The organism is Bradyrhizobium sp. McL0615, assembly GCF_049993905.1.
Lineage (GTDB): Bacteria > Pseudomonadota > Alphaproteobacteria > Rhizobiales > Xanthobacteraceae > Bradyrhizobium.
This window is the reverse complement of the sequence record NZ_CP188254.1, coordinates 7,838,060-7,856,564: the sequence shown is the minus strand read 5'-3', so window position 1 is coordinate 7,856,564 and position 18,505 is coordinate 7,838,060. Positions and strand designations below refer to the sequence as shown.

Sequence of the window (18,505 nt, the reverse complement as noted above, 5' to 3'; positions counted from 1 at the left end):
ACATTTATCGAAAGGGTCAGAACGCCTAAAAAGGCGGCAGATGCTTGCCTTTTTTGCTTCACGATCATGCCACCGCAGACCACTGTGTGACCACGTTAAGACATTTGGCCGCAGTCGGTTGTCGTTTGCCCTTGGGGGGCGCCGGAACGGGACTGTCAATAAGGGTGGAATGGGGATCGTCATGAAGAAAGTAGCTTTGTTAGCAACGGCGCTGGCAATGGTATCGAGTTCGGCTTTCGCTGCGGATATGGCCGTCAAGGCTGTCAAGGCTCCGCCTCCGGCTGCGTTCGATCCCTGGGACATCGCCTTCGGCAGCGCGATCACCAACGACTACATCTTCCGCGGCATCACCCAGTCCAACCACAAGCCGTCGGTCAGCGCCTATTTCGAGCCGCGCTACAACGTCACCAAGGACTTCCAGCTCTATGTCGGCCTCGGCGGCGCAAGCATTTCCTTTCCCAACCGTGCCGCAGCCGAAATCGACGCTTACGGCGGCGCGCGCCTGACGGTCGGCCAGTTCGCCTTCGACGTCGGCGCCTGGGGCTACCTGTATCCGGGCGGAACTTGCCAATTCGGCGCTCCCGGCATCGATTTCAGTGGCAAGTTTCAGGGTGCCGAGTGTGCCCTCAATGGGCTGGTCAACGGCAACGTCCTGAAGAAGGATGTCAGCTTCTTCGAAGTGTATGGCAAGGTGAACTACACCTTCAACGACAACTTCTCGATGGGCGGCAACATCTATTATACGCCGAGCTTCCTCAACAGCGGCGCCGAAGGCACCTACGCCTCGATCGTCGGCAAGGCGATCGCGCCGAGTACCTGGTTCGGCACCAGCGGCATCGGCATGTACGTGTCGGGTGAGTTCGGCCGCCAGTGGCTGGGCACGTCAGACTCCTTCTACGGCGTTGCGGCGTTCCCGAACGGCATCAACTATGCCGACTACAACACCTGGAACATCGGCATCGGCTTCACCTACAAGGTGTTCACGCTGGACTTCCGTTACTCCGACACCAACCTGTCGAAGGGTGATTGCAACGCCTTCACCAGCGACTTCGCGGCCCGTGGCAACGTCAACGGAACCAACCTCGGTACCTTCGTAACCCCGATCAATCCGTCGGGCGTCGGCTCGAACTGGTGCGGCGCGGCTGGCATCGTCAAGCTCTCGGCTGACCTGACCGCGATGACCAACCTGAAGTAAGATCTTCTCGTCGAAGACAAGGGGGCGGCAGAGCGATCTGCCGCCCCCTTTCTTTTGGGTGGACCAGATGAAACGGGATTGGCAGCGGAGCTTGCGGAAGGCGATCTCCCGCAACGATCACCGCAACGTCGTGGCCGGCGCGGTCGCAGGGTTGGGCGGCGCGATTGCGATCGGCGTCATGGAGTTGTTCTCGTTCGCTGCGCATTACCCGCTCGCGGTGATCCCGTTTGCGACCTCGATCGTGTTGGTGATCGGATCGCCGGACGTCGAGCCGGCGCAGCCGCGCGCCCTGATCGGCGGCCATCTGATATCGGCGCTGGTCGGCCTCGCCGTGCTGAAGCTGACCGGTCCGCATGCCTGGGCCGCGGCGGCGGCCGTCGGACTTTCGATTCTGGCGATGTATGTGACCGGTACCTTTCACCCGCCGGCGGGCATCAATCCGCTGCTGGTGGTATCGGGCAATCTGCCATCGACGTTCCTGCTGGCGCCGGTGCTGGCCGGCGCGGTGCTTTTGACCGCGTTCTCCTATCTCTGGCACCGCGGGGTGCGCCGCCAGCCATGGCCGCGGCGTTGGCTATGAGTCCGCGCCCTACTGTACCGGCGCCAGCTTGCCGTCCTTCAGCGTGAAGCGATCGTTGTCGCGCACCATGCTGATGTTGCGCTGGTGGAATGCGTCCAGCGTCGAGCGGTGGCCGATCGAGACGATGGTGGTGTCCGGCAACTTTTCCTCAAGCAGGCTGTAAAGCGCGGCTTCCGATGGCTCGTCGAGCGAGGCGGTTGCCTCGTCGAGGAACAGATAGTCCGGTCTGTGCAGCAGCGCGCGCGCCAGCCCGAGACGCTGCTGCTCGCCCAGCGACAGCATGCGATTCCAGTGCGCTTCCTCGTCCAGCCGCGGACCAAGCTGCGGCAGGCCTACCATGGCGAGCACGTCTCTCATCTGGGTCGGGTTGAAGCTTTCGGTTTCGCCGGGATAGACGATCGCCGCGTGCAGCGATCCGATCGGGAAATACGGCCGTTGCGGCAGCATCATCAGGGATGCATTGGCGGGAACGTTGATCGCGCCGTCGCCGAACGGCCAGATGCCCGCGACGGCGCGGAACAGCGTCGACTTGCCGGACCCCGACGGTCCGGTCAGCAACGTGCGTTCGCCGGCGCGAAGGCTGAAGCCGTCGGCGGAAACCAGCGGTTTGCCATTGGGCAAGTTCACCAGAAGCTGTTGCAGGCTGATCTCGTCGGTTGTGGTCTGGGCCATGCCGATCGAACCGGGTTCGGTCGGCAGCGCGACGGCGCTTGCAATCGCGCCCTCGAACCCGTCGAGACGGGCGACCACCGCGCGCCATTCCGCCATGGTGCGGTAGGCTGACACGAAGAAGGACAAAGCGTCCTGCACCTGGCCGAAGGCTTCCGCGGTCTGGGTCAGCGCACCGAGCGGGATCTTGTTGGCGAAAAAAGCGGGCGAGACCAGCGCGAAGGGAATGATCACCGCCGCCTGTCCATAGCTCTGGGTGAAGGCGGTGAGCCGCTTGGTGCGGCTCATGATGCCGTACCAGTTGGCGATGACGCGGGAAAAGCGCTCCGACAGCCGCTGGCGTTCGGCGGGCTCGCCCTTCAGCAGCGCGATCTGCTCGGAGTTCTCGCGCACACGCACGAGGTTGAAGCGGAAGTCCGCCTCCAGCCGCTGCTGGTTGAAATCGAGGGTGACCAGCGGCGAGCCGATCCATTGCGTCAACGCGGTGCCGAAGATGGCGTAGATCAGCGCGGCCAACACCAGATAGCCGGGGATCGTGAAATCGATGCCGTACAGCACCAGCGGTGCTGCCGCTGATAATCCCCAGAGGATGACGACAAACGACGCCAGCGAGACGATCGAGCTGAGCAGTCCCACCCCCAGCGTCAGCGTCTGGCTGACGAACAGCTTGACGTCGTCGCTCATGCGCTGGTCGGGGTTGTCGGCGGCGTCGCCCTGTAGCTGCATGCGGTAGTGATTGGCGTCATGCATCCAATCACCGAGATATTTCTTGGTCATCCAGCTGCGCCAGCGGATCTGGAGCCACTGGTTCAGATAGAGCTGATAGACCTGCAGCGCGACCAGGATCGTGGCCAGTACACAAAACACCAGCATTTCGTGGACGAAATTGTCCCAGTTCTTGTCCTGCAGCGCATTGTAGAAGCGGGCGCGCCACAGATTGATCAGCACGGCGTTGCCGACCAGCGCCAGCTCGATGGCGATCACCGCGGCAAGCAGGCCGCGGCCGGCCCATTTGTCCTCGGAATTGAAATACGGGGCGGCGATGCGCCACACCGTCGCGAGCGTCGAGCGGATATTTTTCACAGATCACCGTCTCCGGGAATAGGGCTTAAGGCCCTGAAAGGATGGAAGAACCAGCGGGCCTACTACTAAGGTTATGGAGTTGGCCGACTGCGGCGGCTTGTCGCAGCGGTAGGCTAGACCCTAGCATGGCTGCGACGGCGACGGGCGGCAGCCATCGAACTTCGCGAGGTTGTGAGTGTTGGCGAGGCCGACCTCGCGCCTTGCAGGCTTGCCCCCGCAATCGCTCGACATGCGCCCCGCTGCTCCACGCCGGCGGGTGCGCCAATAACAATTTGGGAGAATCGCAAATGTGGGATCAAATCTACAATCCGCTCAACAACCCGGCGCTGTCGACGATCGCCGCCGCCGTGCCTGTGGTGACGCTGCTGGTCCTGATCGCCAGCGGCAAGGTCAAGGCGCACATCGCCGCTATCGTCGCGGTGATCCTGACCAACCTGATAGCGATCTTCATCTTCACCATGCCCGCGGGCATGTCGATCCGTGCCTCCGCGCTCGGCGTTGTTGCCGGGTTCTTCCCGATCGGCTGGATCGTGCTGAACGTCATCTTTCTCTACCAGCTCACGGTTGCAACCGGCCAATTCGAATTGTTGAAACGCGCGGTCGGCGGCGTCACCGAGGACCGGCGCCTGCAACTGCTGTTGATCGCGTTTTCGTTCGGTGCGTTCTTCGAGGGGGCTTCCGGCTTTGGTACGCCGGTCGCCATCACCGGCTCGGTCCTGATCGGCCTCGGCTTCTCTCCGCTGGCCGCCTCCGGCCTGTCGCTGATCGCCAATACGGCGCCGGTGGCCTATGGCGCGCTCGGTACGCCGATCCAGGGTCTCGCCTCGGTCACGGGATTAGATCCCTATATCCTCGGCGCGATGGTCGGCCGGCAATTGCCGGTGTTCTCGCTGATCGTGCCGTTCTGGGTGGTCTGGGCCTTCGCCGGCTGGCGGGGCATGAAGGAGGTCTGGCCGGCCATTCTGGTGACTGGGCTTTCGTTCGCGATCCCGCAATTCGTGATCTCGAACTACATCAACCCCTGGATCGTCGATATCGGCGCCTCGCTGATCTCGATGGGCTGCCTGATCCTGTTTCTCAGGGTGTGGCAACCCAAGACACTCTGGCTGTCGGCGGCGCTGCGCGGCCGCGATGAATCGGCGGCGACCATGACTGCGCCGAAACCCATGGACAAGACGCCGCTGACCCAGAGCCAGCTCTGGAGCGCGTTGTTGCCGTGGATCATCGTCTGCGTCGTGATGCTGGTCTGGGGCAATGGCGGGTTCAAGACCTGGGCGAACTCGATCTTCACCTGGAATTATCCCGTTCCCGACCTGCACAACATGATCAACAAGGTGCCGCCGGTGGCGGCCAAGCCGACACCGGAAGGGGCGGTGTTCGCGTTCACCTACCTGTCGTTCACCGGCACGGGCATGTTGATTGCCGCGATCGTTTCCGGCCTGCTGGCGGGCTTCAGTCCGGCCAGGATGATCGGGGAATATGGCCGAACCATCAGGCTGTGCGCGATCTCGCTGATCACGATCTCGGCGATGCTGGCGATCGGCACGTTGACGCGGCTCTCGGGCGTCGATGCGACACTCGGTCTCGCCTTCGCTGCAACCGGCGTGCTCTATCCCTTCTTCGGGACGCTGCTCGGCTGGCTCGGCGTGGCGTTGACGGGATCGGATACGGCGTCGAACATCCTGTTCGGTAATCTGCAGAAGATTACCTCCGAACAACTCGGCCTGTCTCCGGTGCTGATGGCTGCCGCCAACTCCTCCGGTGGCGTGATGGGCAAGATGATCGACGCGCAATCGATCGTGGTCGCCTCCACCGCGACCAACTGGTACGGACACGAAAGCACGATCCTGCGCTTCGTGTTCAAGCACTCGATCGCGCTGGCCTGTCTCGTCGGCCTCTTCGTTATGTTGCAGGCTTACGTCTACCCGTTTACGGCGATGGTCTTGAAATAAGGTCGCGATTAAAGCGATCCGCCAACAATCCCCGCGGCCGGCGCCGCGGGGATTTTTCATAGGCACGGGATTCGGTCAGGTCTCGCCACCGGCGAAGATATCCTTCTTGATGACCGCATGGACGCCCCAATTTCCATCAACCACCTGGGTGATGCCGAAGTCGACGCCAACGGTAATTAAAGAGATCGCCTCATCTTCCGTCAGCTTCTTGGTCGTCATCAGAAATTTGCGCATCTTGCGGAACGCATCGCGCAAAGCGAGGTCAACCGACGATTTCGAGTAGATGTCCGACTGCGCCTTGTCTCCCAGTTCGGTGAGATAGTTGGCGAAGCTGAAGCCGTGCACCAGCCACTCATCCCTGGTTTCCAGCATCGGATAGTCGAGCGCTTCGAGCGCGGTCCCAACGAGATCGGCTTTCTTGTGCAGAATGATCTGGAAGGTGCCGTTCAGCGAGCTTTCGATGGCCGTGCCGCACAGCTCGGAATCTCCCTGCGACGCGTGCGGATCGCCAACGGAAAGCAGGCCGCCTTCGACTGCGACCGGATAATACATCGTGGCACCCTTGCCGATCCGCCAATTGTCGATGTTGCCGCCGGTATAGCTCGGCGGAATGGAGTCGACGATATCGGCCTCCTTTGGCGCCAGGCCGATGACCCCGAAATGTGGACGGATCGGAATCCGCACATTCTTCAGGATGCCGTGGTTCTCCTTGATCGTGGCGTGATCGACGGGAACGCCGGGATAGTCGATGGTTTTGTGCACCACGCCCGAAGGATCGGTCTGTGGAGTCCATTGGAAATTGTACACGGCTTTCGCCCAGTTGCGTTCGCCTGACGCGTCGACCTCGTAGATCGTGATCACCTCGCGCGGCTTGGGTTCGGTCAACAGATCCTTGTAATGGAAACCCCACCAGGCCGCGGCGTTGCTGCCGAAAGTCTTTCCACGATATTGCGGATTGGCGCATGGCCGCGGCGCGACGTCGATGATGCGCAGCTCGATCACGTCGCCCTCCTGGGCGCCGCGCACGTAGACGGGGCCCGTGCAGATGTGCACGCCAAGGCCCTCGCCGGCGCCGCGCCCGAACAGCGAGGCGTCCATCGGCCCTGCGCCGCGGCGGTTGACGCCCTTCTTCTCCTTGGTCCACAGGAACACGCTTTCGGCGCCGGGATCGCCTTTCACCATGCGCTCGGCGTCGTCATTGGCATGGTGGGTCAACGCCTCGATGGTGATGAAGTCGCCGGAATCGATCTCGACCTGCGGTTTCAGTTTCTTGCTGAAATAGCCCCAATGCACGGTGTCGGCATTCGCCGGCAAATGATGATAGGAGCGCTTGGCGGGTTGATTCTTTTCGGCCGCAGCCGCCATCTGCGGCGTCACCAGGGAAATGCCGCCCGCGGTCATCGCGGCGACGCCCCCGGCCGCGGCGAAGCCGGACCTCAGGAACGATCGACGTTCCCGATCAAGCGTTTCCTTGAAGCTGCGGTGGTGCAATTCAAAATCCGGACAGTTCTTGTCGTCACCCGCACACATGGTGTCTCTCCCCGATTTGAAAGCGCATTGAGGCGCACGCCTGATTCCATCTCGGTTGTTCTCAACTGTCAAAGCGTTGCTGCAGCACGACGTGAACGAAAAATAGCTTCCTTGCCTATTGATTCAGCCTTGCGCCCTAGCCAATCACGTCGTTGTCCAATAGAACGGCGCGCGGCGCGGTAGGTCTGGTATTCGAGAGGTCGCATGGTTTCGTTCGCACATATGTCTCGGGCAGGCGCCGCTTCGCTCCTGCTGATCGCCACCGCCCTGCATTTCACCCCGGCCCGGGCCGATGACGGTTTTCCCTTCGAAACGCAGATGCAGCTCGACGTGAACCGCATGCCAGGATCGAAGCGGATCCCCAATCTGGAGATCGGCGAGGCCGGCGAGGTGGTTCTCGAGCTCTGGTGCAAGGGCGGCAAGGGCCAGTTTTCGGTGGCGGGCAACACCGTGATCTTCGTCGCCGGCGCGATGGAAAATCGGCCTTGTCCGCCGGACCGGGCGCAGGCCGATGACGAGTTGATCGCGGCGCTGACCGACGCGGGCACCTGGAAGCGGCAGGGCGAATTCGTTTCGTTCGTCGGCGCGAAGACGCTGCGGTTTCGCATCAACACGAACTAGCCGGGTGTGAAGAATGGCCGGGGATGAGCAAGCCTGAGATCAGCATAGGGGCCGAAGACCCGCGGCAGGCGGACGTGCGGCGCATCATCGCCGAATCGGGCGCGTACCTGCAGGCGCTGTATCCATCCGAAAGCAATCACCTCGTGGACGTCGACGCGCTCGCGGCATCCGACGCGCTCTTTCTCGTCGCGCGCCGTAACGGAGAACTTCTCGGATCGATCGCATTTCGGATCATCGCGCCCGGACATGCCGAAATAAAGCGTATGTTCGTGCGTACGCAAGCCCGTGGAAACGGGGTAGGGCGGCGTTTGCTGGAGGCGCTGGAAGAGGCGGCGCGCCAGCGGAACGTCGATCGCATCAGTCTGGAGACAGGAATCAAGCAGCCCGAAGCCATCGAACTCTATCGCGCGTCCGGCTATCGCGACTGTCCGCCGTTCGGCACTTACACGCCTGACCCGCTCAGCCTGTTCATGACCAAGCGCCTGCGGCCCTGAGCGCGGCATTTCGCGCCAACGCGCATTGACCACCGGCAGCGCAAACCGCGCGGCCTCGTTTCCGCGAGCTTACGGCGTCGCAATCAATCCGCCGGCGGTGGCAATGACCCAGCGGCTGCCCCAGCGCACGATGGACTCCACGCGTCCTACTCCGGGAATGCTGTCGCCGCGTGCGGCCATCCGAATCCCGTCGGGACCTTCGAGAACGGCGGTGCCGTCCCGAACGTCGACAACCGTCCAGCCGGGAATCGTCGCCGGCTTTGTTTCCGGCGCCGCCACCAGGGGCTGGCGCATCGCGATCGCAGCGGAAGGGCCGGCATTAGCCTGGGAAACCGGTCGTGCACCGCTCGGCAACAGGGCGGGTGGCTTGGGAATGCTTCCGACGATGGCGGGTGAATCGGACGCGGATGCCGTCTTTCGCGGGCCCTCAATCCTGCCGCTCGATCGTACTTCAGCAATTCGCGGCGAGGGCGTTTCTTTCTGCGCAACGGTCACAAGACCGAGTTCGGTTGCGAACTGCGGCCAATTCAAGCCGCCGGCCCAACCCAGTCCAAAGCTGGCTATTACCGCCGCGGTGACCAGCACAGCGGCGCGTGCCCGATCGCCAAATGGCTCCCGCACCACCAATACCGCGTCGCGATCGGCCTTCAGGAAACTCCACAGGTGCGCGGACTGCTGCAGCCGCTGGCGGCGAACCACATGCCCCGACCAAATTTCAAAGGTACCCGGCTCGCGGTCTTGCATGGCGTGGCTCTCGTTTCGGAGAACCGATGATGTCCCTCTAAGCTGAATCGAATCTTAACAATCAAGGCCCGGCGCCAGATCATTGCGCGCCGGTCTGCGGCGGGAGAGCAGCGTCTCATCCGTTACATGTTCAGCGGCACGCGGATCACTTCCACATGCTCTTGTCCGCATCCCAGCGCTGGCCCTTGAACTCTTTCGCCAAGGCCTCGACCGAGCCATTGTCATCCTTCGGCTCGCCACCTTCCTCGTCGCCAGTGGATTCTTCCGACAGGTTCAGCTTCGCACCGGTGCCTTCATCCGCTGTGGTGATAACCGGGCTGGAGATCCACAGCATCAGCCTGTCCGACGCGCCCGGTTTGTCCGGCGAGACCAGCGCGGTGACCTCGACGCTTTCGGTGAGGCCGAGCGGCGGATAGACCGGGCTCGGCCGCTTCAAGGTCAATGTCAGCTTTCCGGTATTGGCGTCCCATTCGCTGCCTGACGCCTTGGCGGCGAGCGTCCTGGAGAGCACGGCTGATATCGCCGATGCGATCTTGTCCTTGTTGATCTTGTCGCCGTCGCGCCATTCAGCCGCAGCAAAGCGGATGGTGCGGTCCATCTCGACGCTGCCGCTGGTCCATCCCGCCGCGACCACGCCCGGCATCGATTTGGCCTTCGCGATCAGTGCCGCAGTGCGCTCCGGATCGGCCGTGAGGTTGATGGTCTGCTCGCCGGCGCGCAGCGCATCGCAGGAGATCGAAAGACTCGACAGCCCGACCTCGACGGCCTCGCCCTTCAGGCTCTTGAGGAAATCGAGCGCGGCGTCGAGCTTGACCCGCACGCCGAACGCCTCCGGCGAAACCTCGGTAAAATCCTTCGGCGCCGGGGTAATGCCGTCGTCGCTGGTCTGGTTGTCCAAAAACTCCTTCTCGCTGAGATCGGAATTGTCGGTCGAGGTCACTTCGGTCACGGCCTGGCCAATCGTGATCTGGCCGCGGAATTCGAACGTGTCGCCGGTTGGCTTGCGGGCCAGCCTGACGGTGACCGGCAGCTTGTCGCCGAGGCTCTGCGCGGTGCCGGTCAGGTTCTGACCGTTGACGGTGAGATTGGCGACAAAGCGGTCCTTGCGGTCGGAACCTTTTGTGGCGGGGTAGCAGACGTCGAGGGTCGCCGCGGTGACGGTCTTGCCCTGCCGGGTTTCCTTCAGGATGACGTCGGCGTTGCCGTCCATCAGGCCGTCGATCGCGGTGAAATAGCGTGTCTCGGCCGCGCCCGGCGCCGTCTTGGAGGGAAGCTTCATCTGGGCGAAAGCGAGGCTCGGGGAGACCGTGATCAGACCGAGCAGGAGAAGGAAGCGCGCGCGCATATGAATTTCCCTGAAACGAATGGAATGGGCAGGGGTCGTAAGTAGCAAACCCCGGCAGTGTTTTCGAGCCAAGCATGTCCCGAACCTATCGGGTGCGCTTCATTGCAAAAAAAGCCAAAAAAGAAGGCCGCCCGGAGGCGGCCTTCGACTGATTGATTGGGAAAACCGGGCTTTTAGAAGCCCATGCCGCCCATTCCACCCATGCCGCCGCCACCGCCGGGCATCGGGGCTGCCGGCTCCTTCGGCAGTTCCGCGACCATGGCTTCGGTGGTCACCAGAAGGCCTGCGACCGACGAAGCATCCTGCAGGGCGGTACGCACCACCTTGGCCGGGTCGATGATGCCCTTCTCGACCATGTCGACATATTGCTCGGTCTGGGCGTCGAAGCCGAAGGTCTCGGACTTGTTCTCGAGGATCTTGCCAACCACGATCGAGCCCTCGACACCGGCGTTTTCCGAGATCTGACGGACCGGAGCTTCCAGCGCCTTCAGCACGATGTTGATACCGGCCTGGACGTCGGAATTGTCGTTGGGGATACGGCCGACGGCCTTCTTGGCGCGCAGCAGCGCCACGCCGCCGCCCGGCACGATGCCTTCCTGCACGGCCGCACGCGTCGCGTTGAGAGCGTCCTCGACGCGGTCCTTCTTTTCCTTGACCTCGACTTCGGTCGCACCGCCGACGCGGATCACGGCGACGCCGCCGGCCAGTTTCGCAAGGCGCTCCTGCAGCTTCTCGCGGTCGTAGTCCGAGGTGGTTTCCTCGATCTGCGCCTTGATCTGCGTGACGCGGGCTTCGATGTCCTTCTTCTTGCCGGCGCCCTTGACGATCGTGGTGTTCTCCTTGTCGATCACCACCTTGCCGGCGCGGCCGAGCATGTTGACGGTGACGCTTTCGAGCTTCATGCCGAGTTCATCGGAGATCAGCTGACCGCCGGTCAGGATCGCGATGTCTTCCAGCATGGCCTTGCGGCGATCGCCGAAGCCCGGCGCCTTGACGGCGGCGACCTTCAACCCGCCGCGCAGGCGGTTGACCACCAGCGTCGCCAGAGCCTCGCCCTCGACGTCCTCGGCGATGATCAACAGCGGGCGGCCGGACTGCACCACGGCTTCCAGCACCGGCAGCATCGACTGCAGGCCGGACAGCTTCTTCTCGTGCAGCAGCACGTAGACGTCTTCCAGCTCGGCGGTCATCTTTTCGGCGTTGGTGATGAAGTAGGGCGACAGGTAGCCGCGGTCGAACTTCATGCCCTCGACGATGTCGACCTCGGTATCGAGCGACTTGTTCTCCTCGACCGTGATGACGCCTTCATTGCCGACCTTCTGCATCGCCTGCGCGATCATCTTGCCGATGGCGGCATCGCCATTGGCCGAGATGGTGCCGACCTGGGCGACCTCTGCGGAGGAGGCGACCGGCTTGGCGCGCTTTTCGATGTCCTTGACGACGGCGTGGACCGCGATGTCGATGCCGCGCTTGAGGTCCATCGGGTTCATGCCGGCGGCGACCGACTTGGCGCCTTCACGCACGATCGCCTGCGCCAGCACGGTAGCGGTGGTGGTGCCGTCGCCGGCGGTGTCGTTGGTCTTGGAGGCGACTTCGCGCAGCATCTGCGCGCCCATGTTCTCGAACTTGTCTTCGAGTTCGATTTCCTTGGCGACGGTGACGCCGTCCTTGGTGATGCGGGGTGCCCCGAAACTCTTTTCGATCACGACGTTGCGGCCCTTCGGACCGAGCGTCACCTTCACCGCGTTGGCGAGGACGTCGACGCCGCGCAGCATGCGGTCGCGGGCGTCGCCGGAAAATTTAACGTCTTTGGCAGCCATGTGAAGTTACTCCTGAATGAATGGAAACGGTTGATCGCTGTTACGGCCCGGTCTCTTCCCCTCTCCCCTTGTGGGAGAGGGTGGCCGCGATGCGAAGCATCGTGGACGGGTGAGGGGTATGTCTCCGCGGAAAGAACCCCTCATCCGGCGCGCGTTGCGCGCCACCTTCTCCCACAAGGGGAGAAGGAAGAAAGCAAGCGTGCGTCAGCTCAGCACGCCCATGATGTCGGACTCCTTCATGATCAGGAGTTCCTCGCCGTCGAGCTTGACCTCGGTGCCCGACCATTTGCCGAACAGCACGCGGTCGCCGACCTTGAGGTCGATCGGAATCAGCTTGCCGGCTTCGTCGCGGCCGCCCGGTCCCACGGCGGTGATTTCGCCCTGCGACGGCTTTTCCTTAGCGCTGTCGGGGATGATGATGCCGCCCTTGGTCTTCTCTTCGGCATCGATGCGCTTGACGACGACGCGGTCGTGCAGCGGACGGAATTTGGACTTCGACATGACGTCTCCTCTTGAAGTTCCTCTTGGGAGGCTGGGGTTCCGAACTGGTTGCCATTGAAACTGGCTGAAATGCCGGGTATTCGAAGCCGTCCCGGGCGGGAAGGCTTAGCCCTTAGCAATCATCGCATTTGAGTGCTAAACGTGGAGCCGGGGAATATGGCTTGGCGTCGATCCTGTCAAGCAAACAAGGGGGTTAAGGCCTTCTTGAGGCCAATATAGGATGCTGCCACGGAAACCAAATCGGAGCCGCGGCGTAGATTGATGGACGTCATTGCTCCGGCAGGAGTTTTGCGCTTGGCTGCTTGACGGGAGCGGCTGAAGGAATTGCTCGGGGGAATACGATGATCAGTTCATGTAATGCGCGTACGGTTGCCAGTCTGGCGACCGCGTCAGCGCTGACGATCTTCCTGGGGGCCTGCAGCAGCACGCTGCCGTCGCTGTCGTCCAGTTCGGCGCCCCCAACCGAGCCCGGGGAAGCGCCCGAAATGCCTGCGACCATTCGCGCCGACGAGATCGTCGGCCGCTGGGGCCTTGCCTCGTTCCAGAATCCCAACGACCGCGCCCGGACCGAGGCCGCGGCGCGCGGACAGTGCAAGCAGCCCTATGTGATCGGCGCCGGCACCAGCGGTGGCGTCGTCATGCATCTGGCCGACCAGGCCACCCCGCAGGAACTGCGCCTCAAGGGCAGCCCGAGCGGCAAGAACTATATCGGCCCGGCGGGACCGACGCCCGGCGAACAGGACCGCGAGATCGTCTCGTTCGACGGCCGCGTGCTGATCACCCGCTTCATCGACAAGGACGCCGCGGTCCGTTACGGCAACATGGTCTATGTTCGCTGTGCGCCGCGGGCGTGAGGCGGCTGACACGCTCGCCGTCATTGCGAGGCGCGAAGCGACAAAGCAATCCATAGTGCGGCATAACCGATAGATGGATTGCTTCGCTCTGCTCGCGATGACGTGGTTGGGCCATCGCAAAACAAAAAACGCCGGCGTCTAGCCGGCGTTTTTATTTATTCTGCGTTAACCAGTCCGATCAATCGAACAGGGCGTCGATGTCGTTCTGCGAGGCGTGACCGTCGTCGCCGTCCAGCTTCGGGCCGTTCAGCAGCTTGGCGTCGCCTTCGCGGGTATCGACGATCGGCGGGGCGTGCGCCTTGATGGCGTCGACACCACCCCAGATTTCCATCATCTCGATGATGTGCTTTTCGATGAACTTCATCGTGTTCATCACCTTGCTGATGCGCTGGCCCGTCAAGTCCTGGAAGTTGCAGGCCTCGAAGATCGCGACGACGCGTTCCTGGATTTCCTCGCTGAGCAGTTTCTGCTGGTCGGGCGAGATGTTCTTGGACAGCGCGGTGGCGGCCTGGTCGATTGCCTCGACGGCCTCGAGAATCTGCTGCGTGGCCTGCTCGGTGCCGCCGACGACAGCGCCGAGTTCGCCGTTGACCTTGGCCATCTCCTGGCCGTCAAAGCTCGTGCCGTGCAGGGTGGCGATTTCGCGCTTGGTGCGGTTGATGGCGTCGTGAATGAGATCTAGCTCGACCTTCAGCTTCGCGCACTGCTCGATCTGGGCGCGATAGGTTTCCAGCAACGCGTGGGCATCGGCGGTCTCGCGCGCGATATCCGTGGCGACAGCCGAACCGTCGCGGGCGTGGCCGAAGCCCGCCATCTGTGCGCGGATCGTGCGCAGTTCGGCCATGATCTCACGATGCATCGGGCCGATCTCGCCGCCTTCGACGGCAGGCATGGCAATTGACGCGTCGCCCAGAAGGGCCTGTTCGATACGAAAACGTTTGCGATTGACCGACATGAGTTTTTCCCACCCCTTCACTTCACGTGTGTTTTAAACCGATGCGATTTAACGTGAGGTTCACGCCGGAACACGTCGTGGCACGGATTTGACCGCGGCCGCATACCAACAATTAACCATGAGGGGGCGGCGTTCATGCAAAATAAACGCTACCGGACAAATCCGAGCGCGATTGCCGAAATGGTGAATCGAAACGCCTGATCCGTTTACCAAACCGATTAGGTTTTGATTTGTATTGATCGCATGCAGCGGCGTTCGTCGCGCCGCCGCCGACCCGCAGTGACGAACAGTACAGAGTACGTCGATGTCCGGAAAAATCTCCCTTGCGCTCCTTGCGAGCGCGTCTTGCCTTTGCTTCGCCAGTGAGGCCTTTGCGATCGACGCCTCGCAAATAACCGAACCCGCCGTGATCTACGGCCGTGAGCCGGCGCGCATGGTTTCTGCCGAGCGCTCCAATATGGGCGGCGGCTTCATCGAATTCCTGTTCGGCGATGCGCCGCAGGGCGGGCGCTATCAGCAAGCGCCGGCCTATCAGACGCAGCCCGATTACGGATATGGGCGGCGCGCGCTGCTGCCGCCGATGGATCCGCAGCAGTCGATGCGCCGGGAAGAGGAGATGATTGACCCCGCGCAGCAACGGATCGATCCGAAATACGAAAAGCAGATGGTCGAGTATTACGGCAAGGAAAGCCCGGGCACTATCGTGATCGATACCCCGAACAAGTTCCTGTTCCTGGTGCAGGGCGACGGCAAGGCGCTGCGTTACGGCGTCGGCGTCGGCCGCCCCGGCTTTACCTGGTCGGGCGTTAAGTCCGTCTCCGCGAAGAAGGAATGGCCGGCCTGGACGCCGCCGCCGGAAATGCTGGCGCGCCGTCCGGATTTGCCGCGGCACATGGAAGGCGGCCCGCAAAATCCGCTCGGCGCACGCGCAATGTATCTGGGGTCGTCGCTCTATCGCATCCACGGCTCCAACGAGCCCTGGACCATCGGCACCAATGTCTCCTCCGGCTGCATCCGGATGCGCAATGAAGACGTCATCGATCTCTACGGCCGCGTCGGCGTCGGCGCGAAGGTCGTGGTGATCTGAGTTCCTGCGTAGTAGCCGTAGCCCGGATGGAGCGCAGCGAAATCCGGGAGCGATCTCACCGCGGAGTCACCTTTCCCGGATTGCGCTTCGCTCCATCCGGGCTACAAAACAAAACGGCCGCCCGATGGGGCGGCCGTTGTCGTTTCAACCCTCGCGTCGATTACGCGTAATCGCTGCCGCCATCGTCGCCGTCGCCGTCGCCGTCGAAGCCGTCGGAATCGTGGTCGTCATCGTTATCATCGTCATGCGAGGCCTGATCGAAGAAGCCCTGCTGCGAACCGGAATCATTATCGTTGTTGTCGGCGCGCCGGCCTGACGAACCGATGTCGTTGATCCCGGCGTCCTTTGCCAGGCTTCCGCCGGACTGGTCGCCCCAGGGCCTGCGGTCTTCAATTCCGCCGCTTTGGCCGGCCGTGTCGCCGAAGCTTTGGTGGTTGCCGCCGCCGCCCATCATCGAGCGGATGCTGCCGGCCAGGAGCGATCCGCCGACCACGCCGGCCGCGGCCGCCGCGGCCGTTCCGAGGAACGAGCCGCCACCGCCGAACGCAGACGGCTGTTGCTGCGCGCCGCCATATGGCTGGCCGTAGGCCGGCTGGCCATATTGTCCGGGAGGCTGGCCCTGCTGCAAAACCTGTCCGGTGTTCCAGGCCGGCCGGCTGCCGCCAGCCATCTCGGGCGCGCGCACGTTGGGCACGGAGCCTTGGTTTTGGCCATGTTGCTGGTTCTGCCCGAAGATCGCGTCGCGCATCGAATCGAGGAAGCCGCCGGATTGAGCTTGCTGACCTGGGCCCGCTTCCAACTCCTGGATGCGCTGGTCGGCGCGCTTCAGCGCTTCGTCCTGCACCAGCGCGGTTTGCACCAGTGCGTAGACCGCATTGGGCGCGTTGCGCAGGCCCTGCATGATCGCTGACATCGCCTCCGGATCGCGCTTGGCGCTTTCCAGCTTGGCGAGCCGCTCGAAAAGATCGTCAATCAGTTGGCGTTCTTGCGGTGTCATAGCCCTCTCCCTCGCGTCGGATCGTCGTCAACGCGCGGCAGAGATGTAGGGCCGGCTTTGTGTCGCAAGTAGTGGGTGGCCGAATTAAATTTTGGTATGCGACAAAACGCCGGCTTTTCCCGAGTCTTATCAACTCAATGTAACTTTATTCGCCGCCAGCAATGCCGGGAATCGATCGCTTGCGAGATACGCGTGTTCCGCTTCGCGCTGGGTCGTCAAGGGATCGAGGCTTTCGAGGGTTTCGTCGACAAAACCAGGATGGCACATCACCAACCCGCCTTCCGGCAATCGATCGAGGAACCCTCCCATCAGCACGCCGAAATCGGGCGCTTTCGAAAAATCATAGGCGCCGGCAAAGGCGGGGTTGAACGGGATGTCGGCCATCGCGGCGCGCTTGCGGAATTGCGCGCTGAGAACGTCGAGCACCAGCGCCTTGGGCGCGCCGAGCCGCCTGGCCAGCGGCTGGAGGCGACCGCCCTGACGAACCCAGGCGGCGGGGGCAGCTTGCTTCACCGCGCGCAGAAAAGCGTCGCGCACCTGTGGGAAGAGTTGCGCATGCTGGTGGCCGTCGACGAAATCGGGCGGACGGCCGAACAGCTCCTTGAAGGCCGCGAGCTGGGCCAAAAGTTCGTCTTCGATCAGGCCAGGATCCAGCCGCCGCAACAGGCCCGATCGCAGCATGGCCGGAAACGGCAGGAACAGCCCACCATTGAGTGGCCGGAAGTACATCGTCAGCGGACGAAACGGCGCGGTCAGCGTCGCGTGCAGGCCGATCGCGCAGCGTGGGCTGTTCTCTGCGGCGTCCTGCAGCGCGGCGACCTCGGCGCGCCCGATCGCTGCGCCGACCACCATCACCGAGGTGGCATTGAGACGGCCGAGGGAGATCAGATCGCGGATGGCGCGGTTGACGCCATCGGCCAGCCCGTAATCGTCGGCGCACAGCCAGATCCGGCGCAGCGCAGCGTCGTTCATTCGGCGGCGGTCCGCTCAGTCGCGCTCGCCGACGTTTCGCCATCGGCGCGCTTTTCGGAATGTTCGGCGACGAAGTAGATCGGACGCGCCTTCAGCTCGGAGAGGATCTTGCCGATATATTCGCCGACGATGCCGATCATGATGAGCTGCACGCCGCCGATCGTCATCAACCCGATCATCAGCGATGGATAGCCGGGGACCTGCTTGCCGGTGGTCCAGACCTCCCAGAGAATGGTCAGGCCGAACACGAAGGCAGTAAACGCGAGCAGTACGCCGAGCAGGCTGGCAAAGCGCAGCGGCGCCACCGAGAACGACGTCAATCCCTCGATCGACAACCCGATCAGCCGGCCCGGGCTGAACGTGGTGACGCCGTGCGCGCGCGCGGCCGGCTCATAGTCGACGCGGATCTGGCGGAAGCCGATCCAGTTCGACAGGCCCTTGAAGAAGCGGTTGCGCTCGGGAAGCTGGCGCAGCGCGGTAGCCGCGCGCGGCGACAGCAGGCGGAAATCGCCGGCGTCCTCGGGGATCTTCTGCCGTGCGCCCCAGTTGATCAGTGCGTAGAAGCCATGCACCGCCTGGCGGCGCAGGAACGTCTCATTGTCGCGATTAGCCTTTGCCGTATAGACGACGTCGTAGCCGTCATCGATCCAGTGCGAGACCAGTTTTTCGACCAGGCTCGGCGGATGCTGGCCGTCGCCGTCCATGAACAATATTGCGCCGCGCCGGGCATGGTCCAGCCCCGCCATCAGCGCAGCCTCCTTGCCGAAATTGCGCGACAGCGACACCACCTGGACGTCGAGCGCATCCGCGCCCAGCGTGCGCGCGATCGAAAGCGTATTGTCGGCGCTGCCGTCGTCGACATAGACCACTTCGCATTCGAGGCTGTAACGCGCCTTCAGCGTGCGGGCGAGGCCGGTCAGCCGCTCGTGCAGAATGGCGAGCCCCGCCGCCTCGTTGTACAGCGGCACGACAATCGACAGGCCCTGCGTCGCGGCGCTGGCCGTGGTCGTCGACAGGCGGGAAACGTCAGAGCCGAGCATCATCGATCAGGTCCCAGATTATCCAACCATATATGCTACCTGACGCCGGCTGTCGCAACGATGAAC

At 62.9% G+C, this 18,505-nt stretch carries 17 protein-coding genes; 7 read left to right on the top strand and 10 right to left on the bottom strand.

The features are described 5' to 3' along the window. Positions 1 to 181 precede the first annotated feature (181 nt). Together ACPPVP_RS37820 and ACPPVP_RS37815 are read left to right on the top strand one after the other, a co-directional pair. Positions 182 to 1,195 carry a TorF family putative porin gene (locus tag ACPPVP_RS37820; RefSeq protein ID WP_426528623.1) on the top strand — a complete coding sequence of 338 codons (1,014 nt, stop codon included), beginning with the start codon at positions 182 to 184 and terminating at the stop codon, positions 1,193 to 1,195. A gap of 67 nt (positions 1,196 to 1,262) precedes the next feature. Next, positions 1,263 to 1,775 (top strand): HPP family protein, encoded by a 513-nt coding sequence (locus ACPPVP_RS37815; RefSeq protein WP_426528622.1) that lies wholly within the window; start codon positions 1,263 to 1,265, stop codon positions 1,773 to 1,775. Between the two features lie 9 nt (positions 1,776 to 1,784). On the opposite strand, the gene ACPPVP_RS37810 is transcribed toward ACPPVP_RS37815, so the two are convergent. Continuing rightward, positions 1,785 to 3,527, bottom strand: a complete 1,743-nt coding sequence (locus ACPPVP_RS37810; RefSeq protein WP_426528621.1) for an ABC transporter ATP-binding protein/permease — start codon at positions 3,525 to 3,527, stop codon at positions 1,785 to 1,787. Between the two features lie 287 nt (positions 3,528 to 3,814). Here ACPPVP_RS37810 and ACPPVP_RS37805 point away from each other — a divergent pair, with 287 nt between their 5' ends. Further along, on the top strand, positions 3,815 to 5,479 hold the full coding sequence (locus tag ACPPVP_RS37805; RefSeq protein ID WP_426528620.1) for an L-lactate permease: 1,665 nt from the start codon (positions 3,815 to 3,817) through the stop codon (positions 5,477 to 5,479). 75 nt (positions 5,480 to 5,554) lie between these two features. Here ACPPVP_RS37805 and ACPPVP_RS37800 read toward each other — a convergent pair whose 3' ends face one another. After that, the gene (locus tag ACPPVP_RS37800; RefSeq protein WP_426528619.1) at positions 5,555 to 7,009 is read right to left on the bottom strand and encodes an acetamidase/formamidase family protein; all 1,455 of its coding nucleotides are present in this window, start codon (positions 7,007 to 7,009) and stop codon (positions 5,555 to 5,557) included. 204 nt (positions 7,010 to 7,213) lie between these two features. On the opposite strand from ACPPVP_RS37800, the gene ACPPVP_RS37795 reads away from it, so the two are divergent. Together ACPPVP_RS37795 and ACPPVP_RS37790 are read left to right on the top strand one after the other, a co-directional pair. Further along, positions 7,214 to 7,630 (top strand): META domain-containing protein, encoded by a 417-nt coding sequence (locus ACPPVP_RS37795; protein WP_426528618.1) that lies wholly within the window; start codon positions 7,214 to 7,216, stop codon positions 7,628 to 7,630. A 23-nt stretch (positions 7,631 to 7,653) separates the two neighbouring features. Further along, positions 7,654 to 8,124 (top strand): GNAT family N-acetyltransferase, encoded by a 471-nt coding sequence (locus tag ACPPVP_RS37790; protein WP_426528617.1) that lies wholly within the window; start codon positions 7,654 to 7,656, stop codon positions 8,122 to 8,124. Between the two features lie 69 nt (positions 8,125 to 8,193). Here the strand turns inward: ACPPVP_RS37790 and ACPPVP_RS37785 are convergent, their stop codons facing one another. The 4 genes from ACPPVP_RS37785 to ACPPVP_RS37770 all read right to left on the bottom strand — a co-directional run bounded on the left by ACPPVP_RS37785 (position 8,194) and on the right by ACPPVP_RS37770 (position 12,534). Then, positions 8,194 to 8,868, bottom strand: a complete 675-nt coding sequence (locus ACPPVP_RS37785; protein WP_426528616.1) for a hypothetical protein — start codon at positions 8,866 to 8,868, stop codon at positions 8,194 to 8,196. 145 nt (positions 8,869 to 9,013) lie between these two features. Then, positions 9,014 to 10,213, bottom strand: a complete 1,200-nt coding sequence (locus tag ACPPVP_RS37780; RefSeq protein ID WP_426528615.1) for a hypothetical protein — start codon at positions 10,211 to 10,213, stop codon at positions 9,014 to 9,016. Positions 10,214 to 10,386: 173 nt separating this feature from the next. Continuing rightward, the gene (groL, locus tag ACPPVP_RS37775; RefSeq protein WP_426528614.1) at positions 10,387 to 12,033 is read right to left on the bottom strand and encodes a chaperonin GroEL; all 1,647 of its coding nucleotides are present in this window, start codon (positions 12,031 to 12,033) and stop codon (positions 10,387 to 10,389) included. Positions 12,034 to 12,237: 204 nt separating this feature from the next. Then, positions 12,238 to 12,534, bottom strand: a complete 297-nt coding sequence (locus ACPPVP_RS37770; protein ID WP_092515237.1) for a co-chaperone GroES — start codon at positions 12,532 to 12,534, stop codon at positions 12,238 to 12,240. 341 nt (positions 12,535 to 12,875) lie between these two features. On the opposite strand from ACPPVP_RS37770, the gene ACPPVP_RS37765 reads away from it, so the two are divergent. Then, entirely contained in the window at positions 12,876 to 13,388 is a 513-nt protein-coding gene (locus tag ACPPVP_RS37765) for a hypothetical protein (protein WP_426528613.1), read from the top strand. A 178-nt stretch (positions 13,389 to 13,566) separates the two neighbouring features. On the opposite strand, the gene ACPPVP_RS37760 is transcribed toward ACPPVP_RS37765, so the two are convergent. Beyond that, on the bottom strand, positions 13,567 to 14,343 hold the full coding sequence (locus ACPPVP_RS37760) for a protein phosphatase CheZ (RefSeq protein WP_426528612.1): 777 nt from the start codon (positions 14,341 to 14,343) through the stop codon (positions 13,567 to 13,569). Between the two features lie 304 nt (positions 14,344 to 14,647). On the opposite strand from ACPPVP_RS37760, the gene ACPPVP_RS37755 reads away from it, so the two are divergent. Next, the gene (locus ACPPVP_RS37755; protein WP_426528611.1) at positions 14,648 to 15,430 is read left to right on the top strand and encodes a L,D-transpeptidase; all 783 of its coding nucleotides are present in this window, start codon (positions 14,648 to 14,650) and stop codon (positions 15,428 to 15,430) included. 160 nt (positions 15,431 to 15,590) lie between these two features. Here the strand turns inward: ACPPVP_RS37755 and ACPPVP_RS37750 are convergent, their stop codons facing one another. From ACPPVP_RS37750 to ACPPVP_RS37740, 3 genes are all read right to left on the bottom strand, one after another. Further along, a complete protein-coding gene (locus ACPPVP_RS37750) occupies positions 15,591 to 16,427 on the bottom strand; it encodes a DUF2076 domain-containing protein (RefSeq protein ID WP_426528610.1) in 837 nt (278 codons plus the stop codon). A gap of 129 nt (positions 16,428 to 16,556) precedes the next feature. Next, positions 16,557 to 17,399, bottom strand: a complete 843-nt coding sequence (locus ACPPVP_RS37745) for a ChbG/HpnK family deacetylase (protein WP_426528609.1) — start codon at positions 17,397 to 17,399, stop codon at positions 16,557 to 16,559. Further along, positions 17,396 to 18,442, bottom strand: a complete 1,047-nt coding sequence (locus tag ACPPVP_RS37740; RefSeq protein WP_426528608.1) for a glycosyltransferase family 2 protein — start codon at positions 18,440 to 18,442, stop codon at positions 17,396 to 17,398. Before ACPPVP_RS37740 ends, ACPPVP_RS37745 begins: the two co-directional genes overlap by 4 nt. Positions 18,443 to 18,505 lie beyond the last annotated feature (63 nt).

Excerpts from the sequence above, each read along its gene's own strand:
- ACPPVP_RS37820 (WP_426528623.1), top strand. The coding sequence starts at position 182 with ATGAAGAAAGTAGCTTTGTTAGCAACGGCGCTGGCAATGGTATCGAGT.
- ACPPVP_RS37815 (WP_426528622.1), top strand. The coding sequence starts at position 1,263 with ATGAAACGGGATTGGCAGCGGAGCTTGCGGAAGGCGATCTCCCGCAAC.
- ACPPVP_RS37805 (WP_426528620.1), top strand. The coding sequence starts at position 3,815 with ATGTGGGATCAAATCTACAATCCGCTCAACAACCCGGCGCTGTCGACG.
- ACPPVP_RS37800 (WP_426528619.1), bottom strand. The coding sequence starts at position 7,009 with ATGTGTGCGGGTGACGACAAGAACTGTCCGGATTTTGAATTGCACCAC.
- ACPPVP_RS37795 (WP_426528618.1), top strand. The coding sequence starts at position 7,214 with ATGGTTTCGTTCGCACATATGTCTCGGGCAGGCGCCGCTTCGCTCCTG.
- ACPPVP_RS37790 (WP_426528617.1), top strand. The coding sequence starts at position 7,654 with ATGAGCAAGCCTGAGATCAGCATAGGGGCCGAAGACCCGCGGCAGGCG.
- ACPPVP_RS37785 (WP_426528616.1), bottom strand. The coding sequence starts at position 8,868 with ATGCAAGACCGCGAGCCGGGTACCTTTGAAATTTGGTCGGGGCATGTG.
- ACPPVP_RS37780 (WP_426528615.1), bottom strand. The coding sequence starts at position 10,213 with ATGCGCGCGCGCTTCCTTCTCCTGCTCGGTCTGATCACGGTCTCCCCG.
- groL (WP_426528614.1), bottom strand. The coding sequence starts at position 12,033 with ATGGCTGCCAAAGACGTTAAATTTTCCGGCGACGCCCGCGACCGCATG.
- ACPPVP_RS37770 (WP_092515237.1), bottom strand. The coding sequence starts at position 12,534 with ATGTCGAAGTCCAAATTCCGTCCGCTGCACGACCGCGTCGTCGTCAAG.
- ACPPVP_RS37765 (WP_426528613.1), top strand. The coding sequence starts at position 12,876 with ATGATCAGTTCATGTAATGCGCGTACGGTTGCCAGTCTGGCGACCGCG.
- ACPPVP_RS37760 (WP_426528612.1), bottom strand. The coding sequence starts at position 14,343 with ATGTCGGTCAATCGCAAACGTTTTCGTATCGAACAGGCCCTTCTGGGC.
- ACPPVP_RS37755 (WP_426528611.1), top strand. The coding sequence starts at position 14,648 with ATGTCCGGAAAAATCTCCCTTGCGCTCCTTGCGAGCGCGTCTTGCCTT.
- ACPPVP_RS37750 (WP_426528610.1), bottom strand. The coding sequence starts at position 16,427 with ATGACACCGCAAGAACGCCAACTGATTGACGATCTTTTCGAGCGGCTC.
- ACPPVP_RS37745 (WP_426528609.1), bottom strand. The coding sequence starts at position 17,399 with ATGAACGACGCTGCGCTGCGCCGGATCTGGCTGTGCGCCGACGATTAC.
- ACPPVP_RS37740 (WP_426528608.1), bottom strand. The coding sequence starts at position 18,442 with ATGATGCTCGGCTCTGACGTTTCCCGCCTGTCGACGACCACGGCCAGC.